Origin of the sequence: Shewanella sp. 10N.286.52.C2, assembly GCF_002874545.1 — a bacterium.
Taxonomy (GTDB): Bacteria; Pseudomonadota; Gammaproteobacteria; order Enterobacterales; family Shewanellaceae; genus Shewanella.
On sequence record NZ_MCTV01000031.1, the window covers coordinates 76,678 to 100,744 of the forward strand.

The following is a 24,067-nucleotide window of genomic DNA, read 5'->3' on the forward strand; positions in this document are numbered from 1 at the left end:
AGTCTTTTTGTTCAAGCCTTTTGTTTCAAGCTGCTAACTCGCTACCCCCTAAAAGCTCACTAACATACCCGCAGGTAAGTAAGTATTGAAGCTGGCGCTATAGAGTAAATCTGTCGCCGCTTCGATATCCGGCGCAAAAAAGCGGTCTTTATCGTAATACGCAACCACTTCACGCAGCTCGGCTTTGGCTTTCACTACCGCATCACTGGGTTGTAATGGAGTGCGAAAATCTAACCCTTGCGCCGCAGCTAATAGCTCAATCGCTAACACCCCACGGGTATTTTCAGACATATCACGTAACCGACGAGCTGCAAAAGTTGCCATCGAGACATGATCTTCCTGATTCGCTGAGGTCGGTAAACTATCCACAGAAGCTGGATGCGCAAAGGTTTTGTTTTCAGATGCCAATGCCGCCGCCGTCACCTGTGCAATCATAAAGCCTGAGTTCACCCCACCATTTTTCACTAAAAATGGCGGTAATTTCGATAAGCTAGAGTCAATCAACAATGCTATGCGGCGCTCGGCAATTGAGCCTAACTCAGCAATAGCAATGGCAAGGTTATCTGCCGCCATAGCAACAGGTTCAGCATGGAAGTTACCACCAGAGATAATATCGCCGGTGTCTTGAAATACCAGTGGGTTATCGGTCACACCATTAGCTTCAACCCCTAACACTTCACCAGCATGGCGAATTTGGGTTAAACATGCCCCCAACACCTGTGGCTGACAGCGCAAAGAATATGGATCTTGCACTTTTTCACAATCAACATGGCTTTGGCTGATCTCAGACTCATCAGCTAGCAAGTGACGGAAGATAGCCGCTGAATCAATTTGACCTTGTTGGCCACGAGCCGCGTGAATACGGGCATCAAACGGGCTACGACTGCCCATAGCCGCTTCAACACTCATGGCACCAATAACTGAACTTGCAGCAAATAAATCTTCAGCATGGAATAAACCTTCAAGGGCTAGAGCGGTTGACGCTTGGGTGCCATTAAGCAGTGCTAAACCTTCTTTTGCAGCCAGTTCTATTGGTTTAAGCCCTGCAATTTCAAGCCCTTCTGCTGCTGTAATGATTTGACCTTGGTAGCTCATCTCACCTTCTGCCAACATAGGCAAACACATGTGCGATAGCGGGGCTAAATCACCCGATGCGCCCACTGAGCCTTTTTCTGGAATACAGGGATAAACACCGGCATTAACCAACTGAATAAGAAAGTTAATCACCTCTAAGCGAATACCTGAAAAGCCGCGGCTTAATGAGTTAATCTTTAGTACCATCATTAAACGCACAGTGGCATCTTGCATGTATTGCCCCGTGCCCGCAGCGTGTGACAACACGATTGAGCGTTGCAATAACTGCAAATCCTCAGGGGCAATTTTGGTGTTAGCTAATAAGCCAAAGCCAGTATTAATGCCATATACAGTTCGGCCTTCATCTAATACTTGTTGCACTATCGCGGCACTGGTATTAATTTCAGGAATCGCTTCTTCTGCCAAGGTTAGATGAACTGCACCACGGCTAATACGGCGTAATTGCGCTAACGTCAGTGTGCCTGGTTTTAGCAGCAGTTTATAAGGTGTTGCAGTCATTATTTAGCTCCTTGCATTGGCAAATCTAGGCCTTGCTCTTGGGCGCATTGTTGCGCAAGTTCATATCCAGCATCCGCATGGCGCATCACGCCTGTGGCTGGGTCATTCCATAAGACTCGGCCTAAACGCACTGCAGCATCATCACTACCATCGGCTACAATCACCACCCCAGAGTGCTGACTAAAGCCCATTCCCACACCGCCGCCATGGTGCAATGACACCCAAGTTGCGCCGCTAGCCGTATTAAGTAAGGCATTCATTAATGGCCAATCAGAAACCGCATCTGAGCCATCGAGCATGGATTCGGTCTCACGATTAGGACTGGCAACTGAGCCTGAATCTAAATGATCACGGCCAATGACAATCGGCGCTGATAGCTCGCCCGTTTTAACCATCTCGTTAAACGCTAATGCTAAACGGGCACGGTCTTTTAATCCCACCCAACAAATTCGTGACGGTAAACCTTGGAAGGCGATACGCTCTCGGGCCATATCTAACCAGTTGTGCAAGTGAGGGTTATCAGGAATAAGCTCTTTGACCTTGGCATCAGTTTTATAAATATCTTCAGGATCGCCCGATAATGCCACCCAGCGAAACGGACCAATACCTTCACAAAATAGTGGACGCACATAAGCTGGCACAAAACCGGGGAAATCAAAGGCGTTTTCAACCCCTTCTTCGAAGGCCATTTGACGAATGTTATTACCATAATCTGTTGTGGCCGCCCCTGCCGCTTGCAGCGCCAGCATGGCTCTAACTTGCACCGCCATTGACTGCTTAGCCGCTTTAACCACTGCCGCTTCGTCAGTTTTACGCATTTCAGCAGCTTGCTCTAATGTCCAGCCTTGAGGTAAATAACCGTTTAATGGATCATGGGCAGAAGTTTGATCGGTCACCACATCTGGGGTAATACCACGCTCAACTAACTCAGCAAAAATATCGGCAGCGTTACCCAATAGGCCAACGGACACAGGCTTACCAGAGGCATTAGCCTCATCAATCATCGCTAATGCTTCATCTAATGAGGTGGCTTTCTTATCGACATATTGAGTGCGCAGACGAAAATCAATGCGAGTTTCATCTACTTCACAGGTTAATACTGAATAACCCGCCATAGTGCCGGCTAAAGGCTGCGCGCCGCCCATGCCGCCCAGTCCACCAGTTAGAATCCACTTACCCGCAGATGAGCCCCCAAAGTGCTGCTTGGCCATGGCGACAAAGGTTTCATAAGTGCCCTGAACAATGCCTTGGGAGCCAATATAAATCCACGAACCGGCGGTCATTTGGCCGTACATCGCCAAACCTTTTTTATCCAGCTCATTAAAGTGTTCCCAGTTAGCCCAATGTGGCACTAGGTTAGAGTTAGCAATAATCACCCGCGGCGCATTAGTGTGGGTTTTGAATACCCCCACAGGTTTACCTGACTGCACCATCAAGGTTTCGTCATCTTCTAGACGTTGCAGTACTTCAATTATTTTGTCGTAACACTGCCAATCACGCGCCGCGCGGCCAATACCGCCATAAACCACTAAATCTTCAGGGCGCTCGGCTACATCAGGATGCAGATTGTTCATTAACATCCGCATTGGCGCTTCTGTCATCCAGCTTTTACAACTCAATTGACTGCCATGAGGGGCAATAATGCGGCGGCTAGGGTCGTGTCTTTTACTAATGGTGTTATCCATATTTTCCTCTTCAACTAACATTGTCAGCTTGATGTCTAATATTTTTAGGTTTTTTTAATGATGTTCTGTTTAGAAGCAGTTAACTGTTAAAGGTTAAATGGCCCCCTAAACTAAATTTACTGCCGGGGTGAACCAAGCGCGCAAAGCTCACCACGCCTTTGCGTGACCAAGTGCGACGCAAAATTTGTAAGCAAGGCTCTGTTGGCTCAATATTTAATAATTGCTGCATTTGCTCGCTGGCAATAATGGCTTCGATGCGATGACGGGCTTCGGTTAAAGGCGCCACCTTGGATAAATATTCATGGGGGGTTAATTGGGTAAAGTCTTGCAGTAAGTAGTCAGGCACTAATTCTGGATTCACAAAGCGCTCTTCGACCTGTAATGGCGCATCTTGCTCGCAGTGCAGCAATACCGAGTAATACACAAGGTCGCCAATTTCTAATCCTAAGGCCACCGCAACGGGTCTTGTGGCAGCAATTTGGGTTAACTTAAGCTGCTTAACACTGTAGCCATGACCACGGTCTTTAATTTCATCGGCAATGTTTCGAATGGCCAATAATGATGACTGCGATTTAATCCCCGCCACAAAAGTACCAATACCTTGAGTGCGCTCTAACACCCCAGCCTCCACCAGCTCAGTCAATGCTCTTCTTGCTGTCATGCGACTACAAGAAAACAACTCAGCAAGTTGATTTTCTGATGGCACTTGATCATTTTCTTGCCACTCACCCGCTTCGATACGAGCCAGAATGGATTGCTTTATTTGTGCAAATTTAGCCAACACGGATTTCGCCCAGCCCTTGATGTGATTAAAAATCTACCAACAACCTTACCTTGTATATACAAGTTAAAACAAGTACTGTTTTGTGATAAAGTCTAAAAAATGAGTATTTTCAGGAGCGGTTATGTCGTGGGATCATGTGTGGATTGATGTCAATATTGCAACAATGGATCCAAGCAGTTCAGTCGCTTATGGCGCAATAACCGATGCCGCCATTGCAGTAAAAGACGGTAAAATTGCTTGGATGGGCCCGCGTAAAGAAATGCCTGAATTTGATGTATTTGAAATGCCCATCTATCGCGGCAAAGGCGGCTGGATCACCCCAGGGCTGATTGATGCCCACACCCATTTAATTTTTGCTGGCAATCGCGCTAACGAATTTGAAATGCGCCTCAAAGGCGCCAGCTATGAAGATATCGCCCGCGCTGGCGGTGGGATTATTTCAACCGTAAAAGCGTGTCGTGAAGCTGACGAAGCCGAGCTATTTGAACTTGGCAGACAAAGATTAAACGCCTTAGCCAAAGAAGGCGTCACCACGGTCGAGATTAAATCAGGCTATGGTTTGGATACCCAAACCGAAGTCAAAATCCTTAAAGTGGCCCGCGAACTTGGCCGTAATCATCATGTTGATGTTAAAACCACTTTCTTAGGCGCTCATGCGATACCTGAGGAATATAAAGACACTGCAAACAGCACCGCACGAAGTGATGCCTATATTGATATGGTGATTAACGACATGCTGCCTGCGGTTATCGAGCAAAACCTTGCCGATGCAGTGGATGGTTTTTGTGAAAACATTGCCTTTAACCTTGAGCAAACCGAGCGAGTATTAACCGCCGCCAAACAGGCCGGTTTAGATATCAAACTCCACGCTGAGCAATTATCTAACTTAGGCGGCTCCGCTATGGCGGCAAGAATGGGGGCTAAATCAGTCGATCATATTGAATACCTTGATGAAGCAGGGGTTATCGCGCTCAGTGAACATGGTACCTGCGCAACCTTGTTACCCGGCGCGTATTACTTTTTACGTGAAACCCAAATGCCGCCAATAGATCTGTTACGCAAACATAATGTACCTATGGTGGTCGCCAGTGATTTTAATCCGGGCTCATCGCCGATTTGCTCAACCTTATTAATGCTCAACATGGCCTGCACCTTATTTAAGCTGACTCCAGAGGAAGCCTTAAAAGGCGTGACCATTAATGCCGCCAAAGCTTTAGGTATTGAAGCCAATGTCGGCAGTTTAGCCGCCGGCATGACAGCTGATTTCTGCTTATGGGATATCAGCACTCCAGCGCAACTGGCCTACTCTTATGGGGTGAATCCTTGTAAGGATGTGGTTAAAAACGGCGTGTTAGTGCATCAATAAAGCCTTGCTTTAACTTGCGACTATTGAGTCAGCTCAATCTCGACCCGCCGCGAGTATTTCCTTTGACTCAAGCGTAACAACAAAAAAGTGCTTAACCTTTTCGGGCTAAGCACTTTTTAATCACTGTAAACAAGGTTCAAATTTAAACGATTTTGATTAAACCAATAACCTTAATCAGTTGGGTGACGTTTGCCCTTTTTATTCTTCATTGGGTCGCCGTCATAACCTAATGCTTGCCAATCAAGGCGCTGACCTTTGTTATGGCAATCGCTACATTGTAGGGCTTGCTCTTTAGGTGAAACCATGTGATTGATACGCCACCACATTTCAGTTTCCACAAAGCCATGTTCACCGCTATAACTGAGGCCTTTGTCTTTCATGGTGGTATTAGCTTCCATGCCAAGTTTTGATGCTAAGTCCCAATCGAACTTGTCCCAATAGCCATTTTTACCAAACACTTTAGGGGTAATTAAAATATTCAATTTGCTGTCGAATATCTGTTTACCAGTATGGACTTTAAACGGGTAGATTTTGGCTTTGCTGTCATTGATATCACCCAAAGGATAAGTGAGTTTTATCACCTGAGCTGGATCAATTTTATCACCCGCCATATAGGCATCAGCTTTACCGTTAAACCAAGCATATTGCGGCGGCACCATTTTTTGCCATTCAAAACTCCCTTTCTTATTCATAAAGGTTTTTTTGCCGTTTTTGTCTTTGGTTTCAGTTAACTCTTGCCCTGCTGTTGACCAGTCCCAGCGCATTTTTGTTGGCTCATTACGAGCAAAAAATGGGATGTGACAGGTTTGACAGGCGACCGCAGCAGTATGAGTATTAAGCTTTTTCTTGTCATGGGGCGCACTGTCATGGCAGTTTTCACAACCAATGGGGTTTTCTCCCCCCGGTGACACGCCCATGGCATTGCCAGAGATTTGATGACTTGCAGTGGTATGACAGGTTTGGCATTGGAAGTCATTGCCGTCAGTGTCCATATGCACATCGGTATCTTTTTCAGGATATGACATGGAAGAGTCTAAATCCCCATGCTTCACCGCGTCACCACCGCCACCATAAAAATGGCAAGTACCGCAGTTATCTCGAACCGGTTGGCCGACATTTTGTGCTACCCGCTCAAGATTCACTTTCGCCATCGCTTCACCCGCGCCTGCAGGCTCTTTGATATAAGTTCCTGTGGTGTCATGGCACACTAAACAATCCACTTTAGTCATATCAGTAAAGTCAAAGCTGTTGTCTTTCCAGCCATAACCCGCATGACAACTGGTGCAGCGCGGCTCGTTACCACTAATGGAGACACAAAAATTATTGATACTATTTTTTTTACCGCGCTTCACAGTGCGGCCTGGTAATTCTTGCTCTAACTCCCAAGTCCAATGGGAAGATTTCATAAACTCTTTCGCATGGTCTTCATGGCATTCAATACATTGCTCAGTGACGTCAGAGCCTTGGGTAAACGGCCCCTCAATCACTTCTTTATGATCAAATTCTGCATAGGCCATCTGACTGCAAAAGGCTAATGCGACTACTAATTTCATGGTTTTCATATAGCACTCCTAGCCCCTGCCACGCAGGGGCACCATGTTTAGAAATTAACTGTTAATGATGCATTTACATCATAAGCAGTATCAACAACAGGCAACATGGAATAGGCAGAGCCTGCAATCACATCATCAATTTTTTGCGGTGCGCCCACTGGAGTGCCACTACCGGTATATTCATAGTCGTAATACAGCCCTGCGACCTTGATAAACATTTTAGGATTGATATCAAAGATGTAATAGGCTTCAGCAACATGGCCACGAGTCGCTAATTTGCTGCCAATTGGGTCATCTTGAGCTTGGGTGAACGGCGTCCAGTATTCAGAGCCATAGTTATATTCAAGGCCAAATTTACCCATTGGTGCAGGCATTTGGAAACCAACATAAATACCATAGCCGTCTTTTGTTGAGGCATCATCAGCAACCGTTGGCATCATAATGATTTCAGTACCGGTGCTGTTAAGCTGCGCTTCAAAAACGGCATCAGATAACATGCCACCAAACATACCGCTGTTGCCATTTGGCTCAGCGCGAGTCCAGCCTAATGAAGCAAAGGCTTTAAAGTCTTCATCACTTTCATAGGCATAACCCAAACCACCTAAGTACATATCACCAATCACGCCACTGGGTTGTACGCGGGTGACAAAGTTAAAGTTGTCGAACTTTTGCATATCTTGATACATGGTTGGCGCAAATATACCTGCCAACTGAGTTGGAAATGCCATGGTGCCTTTGAAGCCATCATTAACATCTTTGGCGCCAAATAAGGTTAACTGTAAGAAGTGGTTACCATCGTTAATGGCATCAATATTAAAGCCGCCTAAATGGGTATCTTTGGTGACGATATCGCCAAACATTTCGCCATTGCCCCACTGAGACTCAAAACCTTGGCCATAGCAAAAGCGCACCACTTGGCCATCAATACCAGTAATTTCACCGAGTTTGTAACCTAAAGTGGCGCCGTCAAAGTTAAAGTTAACTAAATGACCAGATGGGGTACCGCCACGCATTTCGTTTTCACGGTAATGACTTGGTGGGCCGTAAGTTGATGGACGACGACCAATTGACAGGTAAGTTTGACTGCCACCTATATTACGCCAGTCAAAATAGGCTCTTTCCACTCTGAGCCAATCACCACTGGTATTGCCACTACTGGTGCCATCCATGGTGAATGAGCGCCATGAATCAAACACTTGTGTGCCAGTTGAATCGCCCCAGTTTTTATACATAGATAAACGACCCGCAAAGCTGACGTTATCCCACACTTTAGCTTTCATATTTAAGCGTAAACGAGTGGTATAAAGTAAGTCATTGTCGATGTCTTGAACTGTTTTAGGCGCGAGTACATAGGGCATAACACCTTGTAATTGGCCACTTTGAAATGCTTGAGCTAAAGCAGGATTGGTCGCCATCATTTGCCCAAGTGGTGAGTCAGCGCTAGTAGGGTCGCCAAATGCTCCTGACATGGCTTTGGCGCCAAAATCTGAAAAATTAACATTAATGGCAGGATTCCAAGTCACATCTTGATAGTGTAATGAATGCACTTTGGTTCTAAAGTCACCTGTGATAGTTAATCTATCTAAGGCGCTATGGCGCTCAGTTTTATCCACCCGTGAATTAAGATCGTCAAGCTCTTCGGTTATTTCGGTTAATTGCTGTTTTAGCTCTGCCATTTTTTGAGCATCATCATTGGCTGATGACGGTGCTGCGGCCATGGCCGCACCACTAAACGCTAATGCATTGGCAACGAGTATTGATATTAAGGTACGCATAATTTGGCTTCCTTTTATTTTGCCTAAACCATCCAAATACATAGGTTTAGGCTAAATTTTGGCTGCAGAAATCCCTGAGCGATAAACTCAATTTTTCTGCTTTTTATCTGGATTAACTGATGGTGTTGCTGGCTTATTCTGACTTTTGCATTAAGTCTAAGCCGCCATCAGGACGCACGATTTCCGCTAGCCGCAGGTTTGTGGCTGATCAGAGTCCGCTGCGTGGTCATATAAAAACTGCTGAATATCTTTCAGATCTTTTTCTGATAGGGCTTTGAATACTTCAGGCTTAGCCTTATGTTGATCGCGCTTGAAAAATCTGTCCCACTGGCTCATGGTTTTTGCCATTGGGGTTAACTCAGGGCCTTCGGTGCCGACACTATGGCAAGCTTTACATTGTTTTTTATACAGATGTTTACCCTTTTTAGGGTTGCCGCCATCAGCTGCAAAACTGCCGCCAATCATGCACATTGCCACTAAGGCTACTGTCATCGCTATTTTTTTGTTCATCATTACTACCTCATCAATTTTTCTTTAGTTCTTTTTATCAATCAAGACAAACCAAATCTTTAATGCCTTGTTAAAGATGTTACTTAAAATAGGTAGACATTAATTTGACCTTGATCATATTCATGAGATAAATCTAATTGATAAAAATATAATTGAATAAAATCTAATTGAGCGAGTAATAACAATACTGATTTTTATACTTTTTAAGTATTAGTAAGTTGTGAAAAACTTAGCTAGGGGGTGAATGAGTACAGCAGTGAAATAAAATGACGCAAGCTATAACCCGAAAATCAACCACAAAAAAGTCGCCAATAAGGCGACTTCTTCAGCGTATTAGTTACAGTAAGGTTAATCGTCGCTAAGTTCGTTTATCGGTAACCAGTTCACTTTAACCCCAGCTTGTAAAAACATATCTTGGCTAATTTTAATCTTGTCGCCCCAGCGAGACAAAAAGTCTGTGCTTTGCTCTGGGCAGAACACCCCGGTTATCCCGGTTTGGATAATCTTGGCAGCACAGTTAGGGCAAGGAAAATGGGTCACCCAAATATCACAACCATCTAAATCTCGCTTAGCAAATAAAATGGCATTTTCTTCCGCATGCAGGGTTTTAAGTAGCTTCATATCACGGTCATCGGTTTCTGCACTGTCAGAAATACCATGGGGATAACCATTAAAGCCAACAGACACTATACGGTTATGCTTGGTGATCACCGCGCCCACTTGGGTAGAGGGATCTTTACTCCAAGAGCCTACCAGTTCTGCCATTTGGAAAAATCGTTTTGCCCATTTTGAGATCATAGTAATAGCCTTTTAAGATGATGATGTTTTTAGCTAAGTAACTGAATTCATCATACCTAATGTTGTTAACATTCTCACCTTTTCTACAGTAAGATTGTTGAATATTGGCTGTTTTCATCTGCGTAGCTAGCAAAAATATAAATACTGCCGACTGATTTGTGCGTTACTGCGCCACAAGTTGTTATTTGGACTAGCCAATAGCCCCAATAAAGCTTAGGATCTTCAGCAGGCAAACTTAAGGATTGGAGTACATATTCATTATGGGTATTAGAGCGATTATCGTAGATACAGCGGGCACCACCACTGATCTAGATTTTATTCAAGATGTACTATTTCCTTATTCAAAAAAGGCTATGGGTGATTTTCTAGCGCAAAATCAACATAACCCGCTAGTTGAATACTGTATCAGTGATGTACGCGACTTAGCATTAGAAGCAGACGCTTCAATTGAACGCGTTACTGAAATCCTCTCTCAATGGATTGATGAAGACCGCAAAGCTACGCCATTAAAAACCTTACAAGGGTTAATTTGGAAGCAAGGTTATGCCGCTAACGAGTTTACAGGCCATATCTATCCAGATTTTATTGATGCCATGCCAGGCTTAGAAGCGAGCAATATTCGTCTTTATAGCTTTTCGTCAGGCTCTGCTGAAGCGCAAAAACTATTATTTAGCCACAGCGATGCGGGTGATTTAACCCCTAAATTTAGTGGCCATTTTGATACCCGTACCGGTAACAAATTAGATAAGCAGGCCTACTGCAATATCTTAAATACCATCAGCTTGAGCCCTAAGCAGGTATTGTTTATCTCTGATGTGGTAGAAGAGCTAAAAGCCGCTGAAGCAGCAGGTCTACATACCCGCCATATGGTGCGTTTTGAAAACCAAAAAACGGCTAAGTTTGCGCAAATCAAAAGCTTTGCTGAGTTAACCATTGATTAAGCATGATTAACGACCATAAAAAACGACCTTGATGGTCGTTTTTTATGGCTTACGTCTTACAAAATAAGCTATCTAAAACCAGCCTTCAAATTTGCAAAACCACTTATTGGGCCGAATAATAAGACGCTGGAAACGCAGGAGAAATACACTGCTTAACTGTAAATGTGTAGCCGTATTTACCTTTCTCTTTATCAGCGCTAATCTCTAAAATTTCATAGTCATTAAGCTCAACCACTTTACTGTCTTTAATGTGCTCACAACGAGAAAATTGGTCAGCTTCAAAATAATACACAAAGCCTGCTACCATGCTTCTTACCAACACTCGGTAAGCTTCACGCACTAAGTCATAACGGCGCTCAGTATTTTCATCGCTAAAGTTAATATTAAATGAATCAGCGGCCTCAATATCTTCGGTTGATTCTCCGGTAATATCTTCAATCAGCTGCTTAGTCTTTTCAGATTCAACTTCTTCAAAGCCAACTTGTTCAGGTGTTGATTGTTCAGAGGTAGGCTCTGCTAAATCTGCAGTAATATCCGCTGGCGCTAAATTACCCTGGTTAATTTCAGCGATAGAATTACCCGTCATATCTTTAACCAGCTGTTCAAGCTCTTGGGGGATTTTCTCTTCAGCGATTGGCTTTGCAGAAATTGGCTCTTGCGTTGTAGGCTCTGGCGCTTTAACAACATTTCTTCCCTGCACACTGGCTTCTTCTTTTAATAAGCTCGCCATTCTGGCCTTGGGGTCAATGCTATCAAAACTGTGTTCAAAATCTCCCAGCAGCAAGATATTGGTCAGCACGATATAAGCCAGGATCACCCGTAACAAAATAGTCCGTTTACGGTAATGCTCGCTGTTGGTAAAGCTAATCGCTTTCACACCAACCAATTTAAAAAATGGTCGGAATACAAAATATAGTGGGATAGCAAACTGAAGCAGCATTAAAGCGATGCCACTGATCACCACAAACCACACAGGCATATACAGCAGCACCACTAAATTGTGGGTATAAGCTAAGTGCTGAGCCGAAATACCGGTGACTTCATTCACCACGGTACCAGCCCATACTAGTGAAAAGTTAGCTATCACCGCATAAAATAATAATAAAAAGGCTTTGCCGGCCAAACTATGCCAGGTTTTAGTAAATAGTGGCCAAAACTCGACCATCATCGCAATCATGGCAATGATAGCCACTAAGGTGAAACCATCAAAAACCAGCATCAGCAGAAACGCAATAAAGTATAGCTTTTGCGCCACGGTGAGCTTGCCGATAACGGTTTTAAAGTAGGTGATAATAGCGCCTGGCAAGGCGCGCCAACTATTTATGGGTTCGCTGATTAGCTGCTGCAAGCGAGCATAGTTTAAGGATTTCAAGTTCTGCGCGTTCCCTAGCAATGACATCATTATTAATCATCAAAGCATATTGGCAAATCGATAGCAAAGAATTAGCCGAGGTTGTTGAATTTGTTAGCGACTGATATGCTGCACAAAATTCAAACGAACGTTTAAATAAAGTGGTGTTATGGAACAGTTTATCGCGCAAAACTCAATTATTACTGAAATCCCTGTGGCATGGGGAGAAATGGATGCTCTTAATCACGTCAATAATGCGGTGTATTTTCGCTATTTTGAAACCGCAAGAATTGAATTTTTCAGTCAAATAAACATGATGGATGAATTGAAAAAAACCTCGGTGGGCCCAGTGCTTAGTGAAACTCAAGCGAAATTTAAGCGCCCAGTGACCTTTCCTGACACGCTACTGGTTGGCATCACTATCAGCGATATTAAACAAGACCGCTTTATGATGCATTACCGTGTTTTTAGTAAAGCCCAACAAGCGATTACCACTACAGGCAGCGCAAAAGTGGTGATGTTTAACTTTAAAACTGGCCAAAAAGCCACTCTGACTGCTGAATTATTAGCAGCATTAGAGCAGCATGGCGAATAGCTTATAAGCTAGATTACTCTGCAGGGCCAGTTAGTTGCGCTAGTTGGCTTTTTACTGCATCAGTTAACGGCTTACTCTTTTCTGCTTGATAATCGTAATGCACCATAGTGGTTTTGGCCTCTGCTGTTTGGCGACCATTTTGCCAACAGCTTTGAGCTATTTCAAAACTGCTGTTACCCACTCGGCTCACATAGGTTTTTACCGTTACTTCAGCACCATAAAAAGTCGGTGCGTTAAAAGCTATCGTAAAACCAGCAATAATCATGTTCCATTTCGACAAATCTTGGCCGGGATTCACAATCTCAAAAATCGGCTCACGCGCCGCTTCAAACCACACTGGGATCACTGTGTTATTGATATGGCCTAAGGCATCGGTTTCGCAAAAACGTGGCGTAAGATTCAGGGTAAATTGAGTATCAGACACAGGTAAGTCCTTTTATTATTATTGTTTTTAAGCTGTTATAACCAGCGGATTTAAACTCGGCAGCCGATAGCTTAAGCGACCTTCGTGTTTGAGTCACCTATAAATAATGGCCACAAAAAAAGGGAGCTATCAGCTCCCTTTTGAAATAAATGTAAACCAGTAACTTATTCGTACTGCCGTACTGATTTAATCCGTACTAGCGAGCGTACATCGCATTAATTTCACGGTCATATTTAGTATAAATATTCTTACGACGCAACTTCATGGTTGGGGTGATTAACCCTGACTCAGTCGAGAATGCTTCCGGTAGTAAGGTGAATTTTTTAATTTTTTCAAACCCAGCCAATTCATGTTGTAGCTCTTTTAAACGTTGCTCAAAATGCTCAATCACATGAGAGTGACGCAGTAATTCCAGCGGCGACTCGTAAGTAATACCTTTCTGTTTTGCCCACGCATCTAACGACTCAAATGCAGGTACGATCAAAGCAGAAACATAGTTGCGCGCATCTGCGACAATAGCCACTTGCTCGATGAACGGACAACAGCTGACCTTACCTTCAACCCGTTGCGGCGCAATATACTTACCGTTTGAGGTTTTCATTAACTCTTTAATGCGATCGGTAATATATAAGTTACCTTCAGCATCTAGCATGCCGGCATCACCGGTTTTTAACCAACCCTCTTCAAAAGCTTCTGCGGTATCTTGTGGGCGATTATAATAACCACGCATTACCGTCTCACCGCGAATTAGAATTTCGTTGTTATCGCCAATTTTAACTTCCATTGCATGTAATGGCTTGCCGTTTGACCCCGATACTCGGTTATCTAACGTATTACAGGTTACTGTAGCGCAGGTTTCTGTCATGCCATAACCACATAAAATAGGTACGCCAATGCTATGGAAAAAACCGCCGACATTAACATCTAATGCAGCGCCGCCCACAGGCATAAATTTAAGGCGTCCGCCCAGTACATTTTGCAATTTACTAAAGACTAATTTGTTGGCCAATTTCCACTGTGTAGATAAAGCGAAACTGGCACGTTTACGGCCTTGGCTTACTTCAAACTGACGCGCACCCACACCGATTGCCCAGTTAAACAGCTTTTGACGGATTGCCGGGGCGCTATTCACCTTGTCATGAACTGCGCTATACACTTTTTCTAAAAAGCGTGGCACCACACATAAAGTATGAGGCCTAACCGCAGCAATGGCTTCTTTAACGCGGTTGGTGTCATTTAGATATACATTATGACCGCCGCGGCAAAGTACGTAGAAGGTCCAACCACGCTCAAATACATGGCTTAATGGTAAAAAGGCTAACGATACATCACCTGATTTAAAGGCGATTTCAGCATCATGCTGCTCAACCATAGAAGCGATATTACGGTAATCCAGCATCACACCTTTTGGGTCACCTGTGGTGCCTGAGGTATAAATAAGGGTCAGTAAATCATCAAGGCTGGTTTGTGATAAACGAGACTCTAGCTCGGTTGCACTTGCTGGCGAGGTCTCAGAAATTAATAAGTCATCAAAATGAAAATGCTCATCTGATACTAATGCGACTTGACTGTCGAATACAATCACGTGCTCAACACTTGGGCATTGAGCTTGAATTTTACGAGCGGTGACATACTGGCTTTCATCACCAGCAAAAATAACTTTAGCGCGAGCATCGTTAACGATAAACACCGCTTGTTCCATTGTACTTGTTGGGTATACAGGTACGACAACAGTACGGGCTTTTAATGCGCCGATATCAGCACAGCTCCACTGGGGGCTGTTTTGCGCCACAATGACAACTTTGTCCTGGGCTTTTAGTCCAAAGTCGATCAACAGTTGTGCGACTTTGTTGGTAATAGTATCAAACTGGCTCCAAGAAACTTTATTCCATGGAGCGGCCATCTCAAATCCTTCGAGGGCGATTTTATCTTTTAATGCTTGGCTTTGCTGCTGTAGCAGTCTTACTAAGTGAAATTTTTCAAGAGACATTACTAACCACCTTTAAGCTTACAAGTGTTCCGCTTTTGCGGGCATTCTACTGCAAGCCATCAGGAATAATAAGCGTTTTTAGTCTAAATTAAGCGCAATTCACAGTTTTAGGTCGATTTTTACATTTGCGCAACAGGTTTTTCCCATAACTTGTCTTTGTTGATAACCAGCAAAATAGCCATTAACACCAGTAACTCGATGTCACCGCAATAATATATTACCTCAATCTCGCCCTGCTCTGGTAACTGCAACAAGACACTCGCTAACCATATAAGCTGTATGAGCATGATAATTAGCGACTGGCTGTGGTTTACTATATTGATCAACTTATCTAACAATTGTCATCGGACAATGTAGCCTTACAACTTGCGATATTGTGGCTTTAAAGCGACTAGCAGCAAAAAAGTAACCTCATTATTCGCGTTATAGTCATTAACAAGCGCTGTTGAGGCTTACAAAATGGACCCGCTAAACCCTGTTTCGCGCTAAAATTTGGCAATACAAATACACTTGAGGTACATAGACAATACTGGACACGTGTTCGATAAATTAGTGAACACACCGCCAGTAGCTAACAGGTGATTAAGTCATAATGCTCAAATAACCTTAATTGACAGCTTCATAGTGAGCTTATAAATAAGTACACTCTAAGTAATTGACAGCAATGTTATTTAGAATCAATTTAAGAATTTACAACATGACTGCTATCGCAGTGCGAGTTAAAGCTACAAGTTAGAGATTTTCAGCATTTATTAAAGCTAAAAATTGCCGTCGGATTAACTGTGAGGTCCTTTGCCAGCCTCCTTAACGACGGTCGCACTTAAGCAAGCAGTCATGATTTATCCATAATCATCATGAAATGCAAAAAGGAAAGATATCATGAACATCAACCAACTAATGTCACAAGGAGAGTCAGACATGGTTAACCAACCAATAAAGGTGGGCAGCAAAAAGCGTTCGTCTTTATTACTTTCGGCGCTAAGCATCAGTATTGGTCTAAGCGTTGCTATGAGCATCTGTAGCTTGGGGCTTAGTAGCGCCGCTTTGGCTGATGCTAGTCAAAACAAGATTGCAGTAAGTAACAGCGACATCTTATCTAGCTGCTACCTCGATGGTTTATCAGAGCAAATGCAATGTGGCTCACTTGAGCTTGCTGAAAACCCAGCCAAACCTGATGGCAAACAAATTGCGGTTCATTACGCAGTATTGCCAGCCATCAAGCCCAGCTTTAAAAAACAAGCCATGCTCGCCATTGCAGGCGGCCCTGGTCAATCGGCCATTGAAAATGCCGCGGGCTTTGATCGCATGTTAGCCAAAGTACGCCAAGATAGGGATATATTACTGATAGATCAGCGCGGCACGGGCCAATCAAACCTGCTGGCTTGTGATGATGACAATATGTCGATGCTATCTTTTAATGATGACGATATTGATATCACCAAAGACACCCAAGAATGCCTTGATAACCTTGATGCCGATGTCAGCCAATATGGCAGCTTAACTGCACTAATCGATTTTGAAGCCGTGCGTCAGCATTTAGGTTATGAAAAACTGCACCTTTATGGTGTATCTTACGGTACCCGCATGGCGCAGCTTTATATGCGTGAATACCCGCAAGCCATAGCCACAGTAACCTTAGATGGCGTTGTGCCAATGCAGCAAAGTGTTATCGCCATTGGCAGCGCTATTGACCGTGGCTATGATTTATTATTTAAAGATTGCCAGCAAAACGCCCAATGTCAGCAGCAGTTCCCTGAGTTGAAGCAAGAGTTTGAAACGGTAGACTCAGCCCTAGCTAAAGCGCCTATTATTACCCAAACTCGCGACCCACAAACCGATGAGATAGCCAGCTTTACCCTCACTCGCGGTAAATATAATGGCGCTATCAGAATGGCGTTATATATGCCCAATATTCGCGCTTTAATCCCTCATGCTATTCATCAAGCGGCATTAGGGAATTACCAACCAATACTTGGTATTTACACCCTGACAGCTGATAGCACAGGTATCGCCATGGGCATGCACGCTTCTGTCGTGTGTGGTGAAGATATTCACCGCATTACCGATGATATACGCCAGCAAGCGCAAAACTCTTATATGAGTAGAACCATGCTCGAAGGCTTAGAAGCGACCTGTAACGTGTGGGCAATTCCGACGGTAGATGACAGTTTCAGCGACGCAATTGAAAGTGATATACCAACACTTTTACTATCAGGTGAGTTAGACCCAGCAACACCGCCAAGCTGGGGCGATATGGCCACTGAAAAATTGACTAATGCGAAACATTTTACCTCTCAGTATGCGACTCACGGCGTGGCTTATCAAAGCTGTGGTAATGAGTTAATCGCCGATTTAGTCAAGTCAGGTTCAATTGACGGTATCGATGCTGAATGCCTTGAACAAGACACCCGCCGCAGCTTTTACCTCAATGCCAATACTGTTGAAACCATTCCAGCAGGGGAAGAATAATCATGATTACCGTATCTAATCTCTCGAAGAAAATTGGTGACGTACAAGCGTTAGACAACTTAAGTTTCAGTGCCCATGACGGCCATATTACTGGCCTACTTGGCCCCAATGGCGCAGGTAAAACCACCTGTCTGCGCACAGTATTTGGCTTACTCGCTGCCGATGAAGGTCATGCTGAAATCGACGGTATTGATGTCGCCAAAGAGCCCACTAAAGCCAAAGCCCAGTTAGGCTTATTTCCTGATCCATTTGGCCTCTATGAGCGTTTATCTCCTAGAGAATATATCAGTTATTTTGCCCAACTTAGCGGCATGTCAAAAGCTGATGCTAAGCAAGCAACCACTAATGTGATTGCACAGCTTAAGCTAGAAGATATTGCCGATAGACGTTGTAAGGGGTTTTCCCAAGGTCAGCGGATGAAAACAGCATTAGCCCAGGCCATAGTCCACCAGCCAACTAATATTATTTTGGATGAGCCAACCCGTGGTTTGGATGTGATGAGTACCCGCTTACTGCGTGACATTCTAATCGAGCTTAAAGAAGCCGGTCATTGTGTGCTGTTCTCAAGCCATGTGATGCAAGAAGTCGCCGCGCTGTGTGACCAAGTGATTGTGATGGCCGACGGTAAGGTTGTTGCCACTGGTAGCCCTGCCGAGTTATGCCAGCAAACAGGCGAAGACTCATTAGAAGAAGCCTTTATAAAACTGATTGGAACTGACGAAGGGATCGCAGCCTAATGAAAACCATATTAGCCATAATTGAAAAAGAACTTATCCCGTTCAAAAGTAAAATGCAGCCAGCAAATAACCCCGCATTGATCAATCTTGATTTCAATACTGACAAAGGAATGCCAGCCTAATGAAAACAGTGATAGCTATGGTTCAAAAAGAACTGATTGATGCAATGCGTGACAAGCGTTCGGTGATGGCGGGATTATATTACGCCATTGGTACACCTATTTTAATGTGCGGCATGTTTATGGTGCTTATTGGTCAGCTTTCAAGCCCAGAAGATCTCAACATTAAAATCAGCAATGCTGACAATGCCCCTGACTTAGTGCGCTTTTTAAATAATCGCGGTATTACCCATACTGATGATAACGACACCAAAGAAATAGAGCTGCTCATCAGTGCTGATTACGCCGCACAAATGGCGGCAGCTAAACCTGCTGAAGTAACCTTAATTGCAGATAACTCTAATGAAAAGCTACAAAAATCAATTCGTAGAGTTGAGCTACAGTTGCAAGCTTACAGCAGTGAAATGGGCAGTTTACGCTTAATTGCTCGCGGAATTAATCCAGCGGTTGTACAGCCAGTTAAAGTTGTTGTAGAAGATCAGGCGACACCTGACTCTAAAGGCGGCTTTATTCTCGGCATTGCCATTTTCACCATGATTTATTCGGTGTTTATCTCTGGCATGAACTTGGCCATTGATACCAGTGCCGGTGAACGTGAACGTAACTCGCTGGCATTACTGTTAAGCCACCCGATTAGCACCCGCCAGTTAGTGTTAGGCAAAATTATTGCCGTTACTTGCTTTGCCTTGCTGGGGTTAATCTTGATTTTAATCGTCTCTAAATTCGCTTATACCTTTGTGCCTTGGCAGCAGCTGGGCTTTAGCGTCACTATTTCGCCTGACTTTATGGCGCTGATGCTACTCATTGGCATCCCATTAGCGATTATGGCAGCAACACTGCAACTGTTTGTGTCATTTATGGCAAAGAGTTTTAAAGAGGCGCAGTCTTATCTGACTATGGTGTTATTTGTGCCGCTGGCATTATCCATGGCCGCCAGTTATAACATTGCTCCAGATGTACTTGAGTGGCTTCCGGTTTCAGGCCAGCAGCAAGCGTTAATGGCGTTTATTAAAGGCCGTGAAGTGCCTATGTTGCAGCTGTTAGTTTCATCAGCTGCCACCATAGTGATTTCAATCGCCCTTGCACTAGGGTTAGAGCGACTACTTAAAAGTGAAAAAGTGGTCTTTGGATTGTAATGCCTGTTAATTAATCATTTGAACATGACTGGCTCAAGTAACATCGAGCCAGTCATGTTCAATCATCTACAAGGAGTTTACACTGAAACAGGCGATGAACTTAAGCAGCTGATTAATTGACTGTAATTGTCATAGACTTCGTCATCATGAATAACCAGATTAAAGTTACCAACGGATATTCATATTAAATTTTTGCCTGTATGCCCTAGGGCTTAAGCTGGTGAGTTGAATAAACAGCTTTCTAAATGAACTGACATCCTCATAGCCGACCCGCTGAACAATATGCTCAATGGCAAGATCGGTAGTTTCCAGTAAGCGTTTCGCCTCATCCACACGTAAGCGCTGCATATAACTGGCTGGGGTTTCATTAACCGCTTTTTTAAAGCGTCTTATTAACGTGCGTTTACCTACCGCAAATTTATCGGCAATGTCATCCAATGACCAATGCTGACTCAAATCTACTTGCATCCATAACTGCACCTTTTGGATCAGCTCATCATTATGTTGCTCAGGATTAATAGACATGGTCATAAAAGGCTGTTGAGAGCGATTGGGGTCAATCAATAATATCTTCGACATCTGTTGCGCCAGCTCCTCGCCAGCCAACATTGATACCAAATGCAGCGCCAAACTTAAATTTGAGGTGGTCGCCCCAGCGGTGTGAAACTGACCATCAGACACAATGAATGTATCCATACTCAAATCAACTTCTTTAAAGTTGCGCTCAAACATTTCCCTTAGCCACCACACCGTCGTGGCTCGCCTTTGGTTAAGTAGCCCCGATGCCGCTAGCAATAGTGTCCCAGAACAATAAGCCGCTAACGGTTTTTCACTTTCCACAAAGGTGGCTAGCGGCGCAAACAATGGCTCAAAATCGGTTAACAGCGCTTGAAATTCCTGCCGATTGGTCACAAAAGAGGCTGCCAAAATAACCGCATCAGCTTGCAAAATATCTTCAGGATGCTCAAAGCCTTTGGCAGGAATTTCGAATCCTTGGGTGGTTTTAACGTTTTCGCCATCACTGGAAATGACCTGACAATGGAATAAGTCTTCAGTCACCTCGGCATGCATCCGCCGCCAATAACTATTACAGAAACTGAACACATCGAGAAAACTGACTAAACCACCTGCGACAACATTACCCGCAGCAAGAATGTAAATCCTTTTCATGATAAACCCCAAACAATGTCACTATCGACCCTGATTTTGTCAATAATGACACTTACGAACGGATTGTCTAGTTTTTATACTGATAGAGGTAAGTTTAAAGCTGGTCATTGAGGAGCTCAGCCAGTAACAACTTAGTGAATGAAATACCCAGTAAGGAAACTACAATGAAAAAGTACATACCACATATCGCACTCAGCATTGGCTATTTATTAATAAGCTGGGGATTACTATTTTGGCTAAACTTTAGTACTGAACCCGATATATTTGCCCACCTTGTTGCCATACCAAGTTTGGTGTTATTTACCGGTTACAGTGCCAATTTAATCCTCCGAAAAGGGGCTTAAATGCTAGATTACAAACATAAAAACCAGCCGCGGCTGGTTTTTATTCATCGCTATAACAAACTTCTCAGCTCATTATTTAGCTTTCGGTCTAAATGGCTTAATTACCGCTTCATCACATTCTAAGAATGGGCCATCCATTAAATCAATACAGTAAGGGATCGCTGGGAACACTGCATCTAAGCATTCACGAATTGACTTAGGCTTGCCTGGTAAATTAACAATCAGTGAATCACCGCGTAAACCTGCTGTTTGACGAGACAAAATAGCCGTTGGTACAAACTTTAATGACTCAGCGCGCATTAGCTCACCAAAGCCTGGCATCATGCGATCACACACCGCTTCTGTGGCTTCAGGGGTCACATCACGCTTAGCAGGGCCGGTACCACCAGTGGTCACAATCAAACTGCAATTTTGCTCATCGGCCATTTTTATCAAGGTGGCTTCAATCACATCTGTCTCATCAGGGATAACTTTATAAACAGGTTCCCATTCAGAGGTTAAGTACTCATTTAGTACAGCAATGATGGCCTTACCTGATAAATCTTCGTATACACCTGCACTGGCACGATCACTTACAGTAACAATACCGATTTTAGCTTTAGTCATGACTGGGTCCTTAAACTTGATCACATAAACAATAACGACTTAGATGAGGCTAAAATAACATAATTTATCTGCCATAGCGGAGAGATTGATCAACAGATAGCGAAACGGTGTTAAATACGACTAGCAAACCAGTATCGCGGTTTCCAATAAACATTATCCATACTGGAAATAATCACCCCTTTTTTGGTCGATACATGTAAAAAGCGATTACCAGACAAATACACCCCAACATGACGTCCACTGCCCGTGGTTTTAAAAAACACTAAGTCACCACTTTGTAAGTCACTTTTAGCAATGCGAATACCTAAGCTTGTTTGACCTTGCACAGTTCTTGGAATACTGGGCCCCACGAGATCTTGATAAGCCACATACACCAAACCAGAACAATCTAAGCCTTTTTTGGTTAATCCGCCTAATCGATATGGTGTGCCCTGCCACTGCTGGTGAAATTGCAGTAAACGAGCTTCATTCCATCGTTGAGCATCAGTCATTACGCTATACCCATCGACAGCAATGCCATTGCCAGCAGTTTGCTCAATACGTGCAGCACAACCACTAATGACAAGTGCAATAAACGCAATAAGGATTTTTTTGTACAAAGTCACCTCTGTGATGTATTCCGCTACTAACTCGCCATTATCTAGGAAACTATCAATACTTTTACGCTTTATCTGCGTATTGGGAATGGTTTTCATTAATTAAAGCCCCCTGTGACCAACAAGGCAGATAAAAGTTTAGCATCTTAAACCTCAACGTCACCAAACCAGAACAAACCAACAACAAGCACCTCAAATTAATGCAGTATCTAACTGAATATAGTGAGAAATAGATCGTACAAAACCCAAAACATACCCCTATTTAGGTATTTGTGTGATTTAAGCACACTTTAGCAACTACATATTATGCTAACTTACTCATCCAGACTGGCTCACTTGGTAAAAAACTATGCAAAAACAACTGTCAAGACTAGATTATTTTACGTTAAAAGTGCTGATCGGTTTATTCGAATTTAAAAATGGCAGCATAGTGGCAGAGAAACTCAATAGCACTCAGCCTAAGATAAGCCGAGCGCTAAGCAACATGCGTGAAGTTATCCATGATGAACTGTTTATCAGAAAGCAATATGGCTTACAGCCCAACGCCATGGCCTCGCGCCTATACCCTTTAGCGAAAGCCATCATTGCCGCTTACGATGAAATGGCCCAGGTTGCAAACAGACAGCCATTGCAGCAGAAAGTGCTACATATCGCTGCGCCAGAGCATATGTCGAGCTTTATTCTTGATGCCATTGAACAGGTTAATCAAGACTTAGGCATATCTAGAACCGTTGACATCCACCCCTGGGCTGACAACGTTGAACAATATATTGCCCAAGGTAAAATTGATTACGCTTTTGGCACTCGTACTCGTCAGCAGGAAAATGTCCAAATTAGCACGTTAGCTGAGGTGAAATATTGGTTTTTAGCCGTTAAAAAGAACCACCCTATTTTGAAAAATGAAATCACCATGGAGGCCATTTTTAATCACAAACTGGTATTAACCAATAATGGTCCCATTGCAGACTTGAATGACCTTTTTGAACTTTGCGCGCAAAAAGTTAACCAGAAACCCGAGGTAAGCTTAATGACTTCAAGCCTATTTATGGCATTTGAAAAAGTGGTAAATTCTAATGATATTTGCTTGGCATCAACGATATTTCCCTACTTTATTGGTGAAAAACGCGATGATATTGAACTGGTTGATATAACTGACTTTTATAATAAAAATATTAAGATCATGCATGAATGGAAAGTACCACTACATTCATTGCAATACCATGATTCCCATGAGCAAGAGTTCACAGATGCGTTAACTCAGGTGATGACAACGAACCTAGCTGAATATCAGGCTTGCTATGAAAATACCCAGCTGCAGTAGTGAGCTTGTTTACCCTGCTCTGGCGCGATAAACAAGCTTGTGCAGCGACAATAGAGTTTGCCCGTAAGTATAATGGCAAAATAACGTTTGATCTGTTTCAAACTCACTTCTGGACAGAAACGAGTTAGAGCAAAAGGTCTAAAGATGGGGCATGGGATTAGGAAATGTATGGTACTCAAATAAAGTGTATTAGTTTCGACTTGA

23 protein-coding genes are annotated in these 24,067 nt (G+C 43.5%); 9 read left to right on the forward strand and 14 right to left on the reverse strand.

The annotated features are described in order from the left end of the window. Positions 1 to 48: 48 nt before the first annotated feature. The 3 genes from hutH to hutC form a co-directional block, all read right to left on the reverse strand. Positions 49 to 1,593 (reverse strand): histidine ammonia-lyase, encoded by a 1,545-nt coding sequence (gene hutH / locus BCU94_RS11855; protein WP_102476490.1) that lies wholly within the window; start codon positions 1,591 to 1,593, stop codon positions 49 to 51. Next, positions 1,593 to 3,266, reverse strand: a complete 1,674-nt coding sequence (gene hutU / locus BCU94_RS11860; RefSeq protein WP_102476504.1) for a urocanate hydratase — start codon at positions 3,264 to 3,266, stop codon at positions 1,593 to 1,595. The genes hutH and hutU overlap by 1 nt, the downstream gene beginning before the upstream one ends. 91 nt (positions 3,267 to 3,357) lie before the next feature. Continuing rightward, complete coding sequence (hutC, locus tag BCU94_RS11865; RefSeq protein WP_102435927.1) at positions 3,358 to 4,062, reverse strand: histidine utilization repressor; 705 nt, start codon at positions 4,060 to 4,062, stop codon at positions 3,358 to 3,360. Positions 4,063 to 4,183: 121 nt separating this feature from the next. Between hutC and hutI the strand changes: the two genes are divergently transcribed. Then, the gene (gene hutI, locus BCU94_RS11870; protein ID WP_102476491.1) at positions 4,184 to 5,428 is read left to right on the forward strand and encodes an imidazolonepropionase; all 1,245 of its coding nucleotides are present in this window, start codon (positions 4,184 to 4,186) and stop codon (positions 5,426 to 5,428) included. Positions 5,429 to 5,598: 170 nt separating this feature from the next. Here hutI and BCU94_RS11875 read toward each other — a convergent pair whose 3' ends face one another. The 4 genes from BCU94_RS11875 to BCU94_RS11890 form a co-directional block, all read right to left on the reverse strand. Next, on the reverse strand, positions 5,599 to 6,990 hold the full coding sequence (locus BCU94_RS11875) for a tetrathionate reductase family octaheme c-type cytochrome (RefSeq protein WP_102476492.1): 1,392 nt from the start codon (positions 6,988 to 6,990) through the stop codon (positions 5,599 to 5,601). A gap of 38 nt (positions 6,991 to 7,028) precedes the next feature. Then, complete coding sequence (locus BCU94_RS11880; protein WP_102476493.1) at positions 7,029 to 8,756, reverse strand: DUF3373 domain-containing protein; 1,728 nt, start codon at positions 8,754 to 8,756, stop codon at positions 7,029 to 7,031. Between the two features lie 186 nt (positions 8,757 to 8,942). Beyond that, positions 8,943 to 9,269: a c-type cytochrome gene (locus BCU94_RS11885; RefSeq protein ID WP_102435919.1), complete on the reverse strand. Its 327-nt coding sequence runs from the start codon at positions 9,267 to 9,269 to the stop codon at positions 8,943 to 8,945. Between the two features lie 345 nt (positions 9,270 to 9,614). After that, a complete protein-coding gene (locus BCU94_RS11890; protein WP_102435917.1) occupies positions 9,615 to 10,064 on the reverse strand; it encodes a cytidine/deoxycytidylate deaminase family protein in 450 nt (149 codons plus the stop codon). Positions 10,065 to 10,324: 260 nt separating this feature from the next. Between BCU94_RS11890 and mtnC the strand changes: the two genes are divergently transcribed. Further along, on the forward strand, positions 10,325 to 11,005 hold the full coding sequence (mtnC, locus tag BCU94_RS11895) for an acireductone synthase (RefSeq protein ID WP_076541452.1): 681 nt from the start codon (positions 10,325 to 10,327) through the stop codon (positions 11,003 to 11,005). 103 nt (positions 11,006 to 11,108) lie between these two features. Here mtnC and BCU94_RS11900 read toward each other — a convergent pair whose 3' ends face one another. Further along, positions 11,109 to 12,377, reverse strand: a complete 1,269-nt coding sequence (locus BCU94_RS11900) for a hypothetical protein (RefSeq protein WP_133149788.1) — start codon at positions 12,375 to 12,377, stop codon at positions 11,109 to 11,111. 148 nt (positions 12,378 to 12,525) lie between these two features. On the opposite strand from BCU94_RS11900, the gene BCU94_RS11905 reads away from it, so the two are divergent. Continuing rightward, positions 12,526 to 12,951 (forward strand): thioesterase family protein, encoded by a 426-nt coding sequence (locus BCU94_RS11905; RefSeq protein ID WP_102476495.1) that lies wholly within the window; start codon positions 12,526 to 12,528, stop codon positions 12,949 to 12,951. Between the two features lie 13 nt (positions 12,952 to 12,964). Here BCU94_RS11905 and BCU94_RS11910 read toward each other — a convergent pair whose 3' ends face one another. From BCU94_RS11910 to BCU94_RS19885, 3 genes are all read right to left on the reverse strand, one after another. Then, positions 12,965 to 13,375 (reverse strand): thioesterase family protein, encoded by a 411-nt coding sequence (locus BCU94_RS11910; protein ID WP_102476496.1) that lies wholly within the window; start codon positions 13,373 to 13,375, stop codon positions 12,965 to 12,967. Positions 13,376 to 13,571: 196 nt separating this feature from the next. Continuing rightward, positions 13,572 to 15,365, reverse strand: a complete 1,794-nt coding sequence (locus tag BCU94_RS11915; protein WP_102476497.1) for a long-chain fatty acid--CoA ligase — start codon at positions 15,363 to 15,365, stop codon at positions 13,572 to 13,574. A 119-nt stretch (positions 15,366 to 15,484) separates the two neighbouring features. Next, the gene (locus BCU94_RS19885) at positions 15,485 to 15,619 is read right to left on the reverse strand and encodes a hypothetical protein (RefSeq protein WP_277869669.1); all 135 of its coding nucleotides are present in this window, start codon (positions 15,617 to 15,619) and stop codon (positions 15,485 to 15,487) included. A 664-nt stretch (positions 15,620 to 16,283) separates the two neighbouring features. On the opposite strand from BCU94_RS19885, the gene BCU94_RS11925 reads away from it, so the two are divergent. Genes BCU94_RS11925 through BCU94_RS11935 form a run of 4 tightly spaced genes read left to right on the forward strand, consistent with a single transcriptional unit; the run spans position 16,284 to position 19,826 of the window. Further along, complete coding sequence (locus BCU94_RS11925; protein WP_241904993.1) at positions 16,284 to 17,834, forward strand: alpha/beta hydrolase; 1,551 nt, start codon at positions 16,284 to 16,286, stop codon at positions 17,832 to 17,834. Positions 17,835 to 17,836: 2 nt separating this feature from the next. Continuing rightward, positions 17,837 to 18,571 (forward strand): ATP-binding cassette domain-containing protein, encoded by a 735-nt coding sequence (locus tag BCU94_RS11930; RefSeq protein WP_102435907.1) that lies wholly within the window; start codon positions 17,837 to 17,839, stop codon positions 18,569 to 18,571. Next, positions 18,571 to 18,693, forward strand: a complete 123-nt coding sequence (locus BCU94_RS19890) for a hypothetical protein (protein WP_277869075.1) — start codon at positions 18,571 to 18,573, stop codon at positions 18,691 to 18,693. Before BCU94_RS11930 ends, BCU94_RS19890 begins: the two co-directional genes overlap by 1 nt. Beyond that, on the forward strand, positions 18,693 to 19,826 hold the full coding sequence (locus tag BCU94_RS11935) for an ABC transporter permease (RefSeq protein WP_102476499.1): 1,134 nt from the start codon (positions 18,693 to 18,695) through the stop codon (positions 19,824 to 19,826). The genes BCU94_RS19890 and BCU94_RS11935 overlap by 1 nt, the downstream gene beginning before the upstream one ends. A gap of 165 nt (positions 19,827 to 19,991) precedes the next feature. Here the strand turns inward: BCU94_RS11935 and BCU94_RS11940 are convergent, their stop codons facing one another. Then, positions 19,992 to 20,996 carry a helix-turn-helix domain-containing protein gene (locus tag BCU94_RS11940; protein WP_102476500.1) on the reverse strand — a complete coding sequence of 335 codons (1,005 nt, stop codon included), beginning with the start codon at positions 20,994 to 20,996 and terminating at the stop codon, positions 19,992 to 19,994. 164 nt (positions 20,997 to 21,160) lie between these two features. Between BCU94_RS11940 and BCU94_RS11945 the strand changes: the two genes are divergently transcribed. Continuing rightward, on the forward strand, positions 21,161 to 21,340 hold the full coding sequence (locus BCU94_RS11945; RefSeq protein ID WP_102435901.1) for a hypothetical protein: 180 nt from the start codon (positions 21,161 to 21,163) through the stop codon (positions 21,338 to 21,340). Between the two features lie 72 nt (positions 21,341 to 21,412). Here BCU94_RS11945 and mog read toward each other — a convergent pair whose 3' ends face one another. Next, positions 21,413 to 21,946, reverse strand: coding sequence for a molybdopterin adenylyltransferase (gene mog / locus BCU94_RS11950; protein ID WP_102435899.1), 534 nt, complete (start codon positions 21,944 to 21,946; stop codon positions 21,413 to 21,415). 110 nt (positions 21,947 to 22,056) lie between these two features. Beyond that, positions 22,057 to 22,641, reverse strand: coding sequence for an NlpC/P60 family protein (locus BCU94_RS11955; RefSeq protein ID WP_102435897.1), 585 nt, complete (start codon positions 22,639 to 22,641; stop codon positions 22,057 to 22,059). A 250-nt stretch (positions 22,642 to 22,891) separates the two neighbouring features. Between BCU94_RS11955 and BCU94_RS11960 the strand changes: the two genes are divergently transcribed. Then, entirely contained in the window at positions 22,892 to 23,863 is a 972-nt protein-coding gene (locus BCU94_RS11960; RefSeq protein ID WP_102476501.1) for a LysR family transcriptional regulator, read from the forward strand. The last annotated feature ends 204 nt before the right edge of the window (positions 23,864 to 24,067 follow it).

Coding starts and splice junctions, on each gene's coding strand:
- hutH (WP_102476490.1), bottom strand. CDS start 1,593: ATGACTGCAACACCTTATAAACTGCTGCTAAAACCAGGCACACTGACG.
- hutI (WP_102476491.1), top strand. CDS start 4,184: ATGTCGTGGGATCATGTGTGGATTGATGTCAATATTGCAACAATGGAT.
- BCU94_RS11875 (WP_102476492.1), bottom strand. CDS start 6,990: ATGAAAACCATGAAATTAGTAGTCGCATTAGCCTTTTGCAGTCAGATG.
- BCU94_RS11880 (WP_102476493.1), bottom strand. CDS start 8,756: ATGCGTACCTTAATATCAATACTCGTTGCCAATGCATTAGCGTTTAGT.
- BCU94_RS11885 (WP_102435919.1), bottom strand. CDS start 9,269: ATGATGAACAAAAAAATAGCGATGACAGTAGCCTTAGTGGCAATGTGC.
- BCU94_RS11890 (WP_102435917.1), bottom strand. CDS start 10,064: ATGATCTCAAAATGGGCAAAACGATTTTTCCAAATGGCAGAACTGGTA.
- mtnC (WP_076541452.1), top strand. CDS start 10,325: ATGGGTATTAGAGCGATTATCGTAGATACAGCGGGCACCACCACTGAT.
- BCU94_RS11905 (WP_102476495.1), top strand. CDS start 12,526: ATGGAACAGTTTATCGCGCAAAACTCAATTATTACTGAAATCCCTGTG.
- BCU94_RS11915 (WP_102476497.1), bottom strand. CDS start 15,365: ATGTCTCTTGAAAAATTTCACTTAGTAAGACTGCTACAGCAGCAAAGC.
- BCU94_RS11925 (WP_241904993.1), top strand. CDS start 16,284: ATGGTTAACCAACCAATAAAGGTGGGCAGCAAAAAGCGTTCGTCTTTA.
- BCU94_RS11930 (WP_102435907.1), top strand. CDS start 17,837: ATGATTACCGTATCTAATCTCTCGAAGAAAATTGGTGACGTACAAGCG.
- BCU94_RS19890 (WP_277869075.1), top strand. CDS start 18,571: ATGAAAACCATATTAGCCATAATTGAAAAAGAACTTATCCCGTTCAAA.
- BCU94_RS11935 (WP_102476499.1), top strand. CDS start 18,693: ATGAAAACAGTGATAGCTATGGTTCAAAAAGAACTGATTGATGCAATG.
- BCU94_RS11940 (WP_102476500.1), bottom strand. CDS start 20,996: ATGAAAAGGATTTACATTCTTGCTGCGGGTAATGTTGTCGCAGGTGGT.
- BCU94_RS11945 (WP_102435901.1), top strand. CDS start 21,161: ATGAAAAAGTACATACCACATATCGCACTCAGCATTGGCTATTTATTA.
- mog (WP_102435899.1), bottom strand. CDS start 21,946: ATGACTAAAGCTAAAATCGGTATTGTTACTGTAAGTGATCGTGCCAGT.
- BCU94_RS11955 (WP_102435897.1), bottom strand. CDS start 22,641: ATGAAAACCATTCCCAATACGCAGATAAAGCGTAAAAGTATTGATAGT.
- BCU94_RS11960 (WP_102476501.1), top strand. CDS start 22,892: ATGCAAAAACAACTGTCAAGACTAGATTATTTTACGTTAAAAGTGCTG.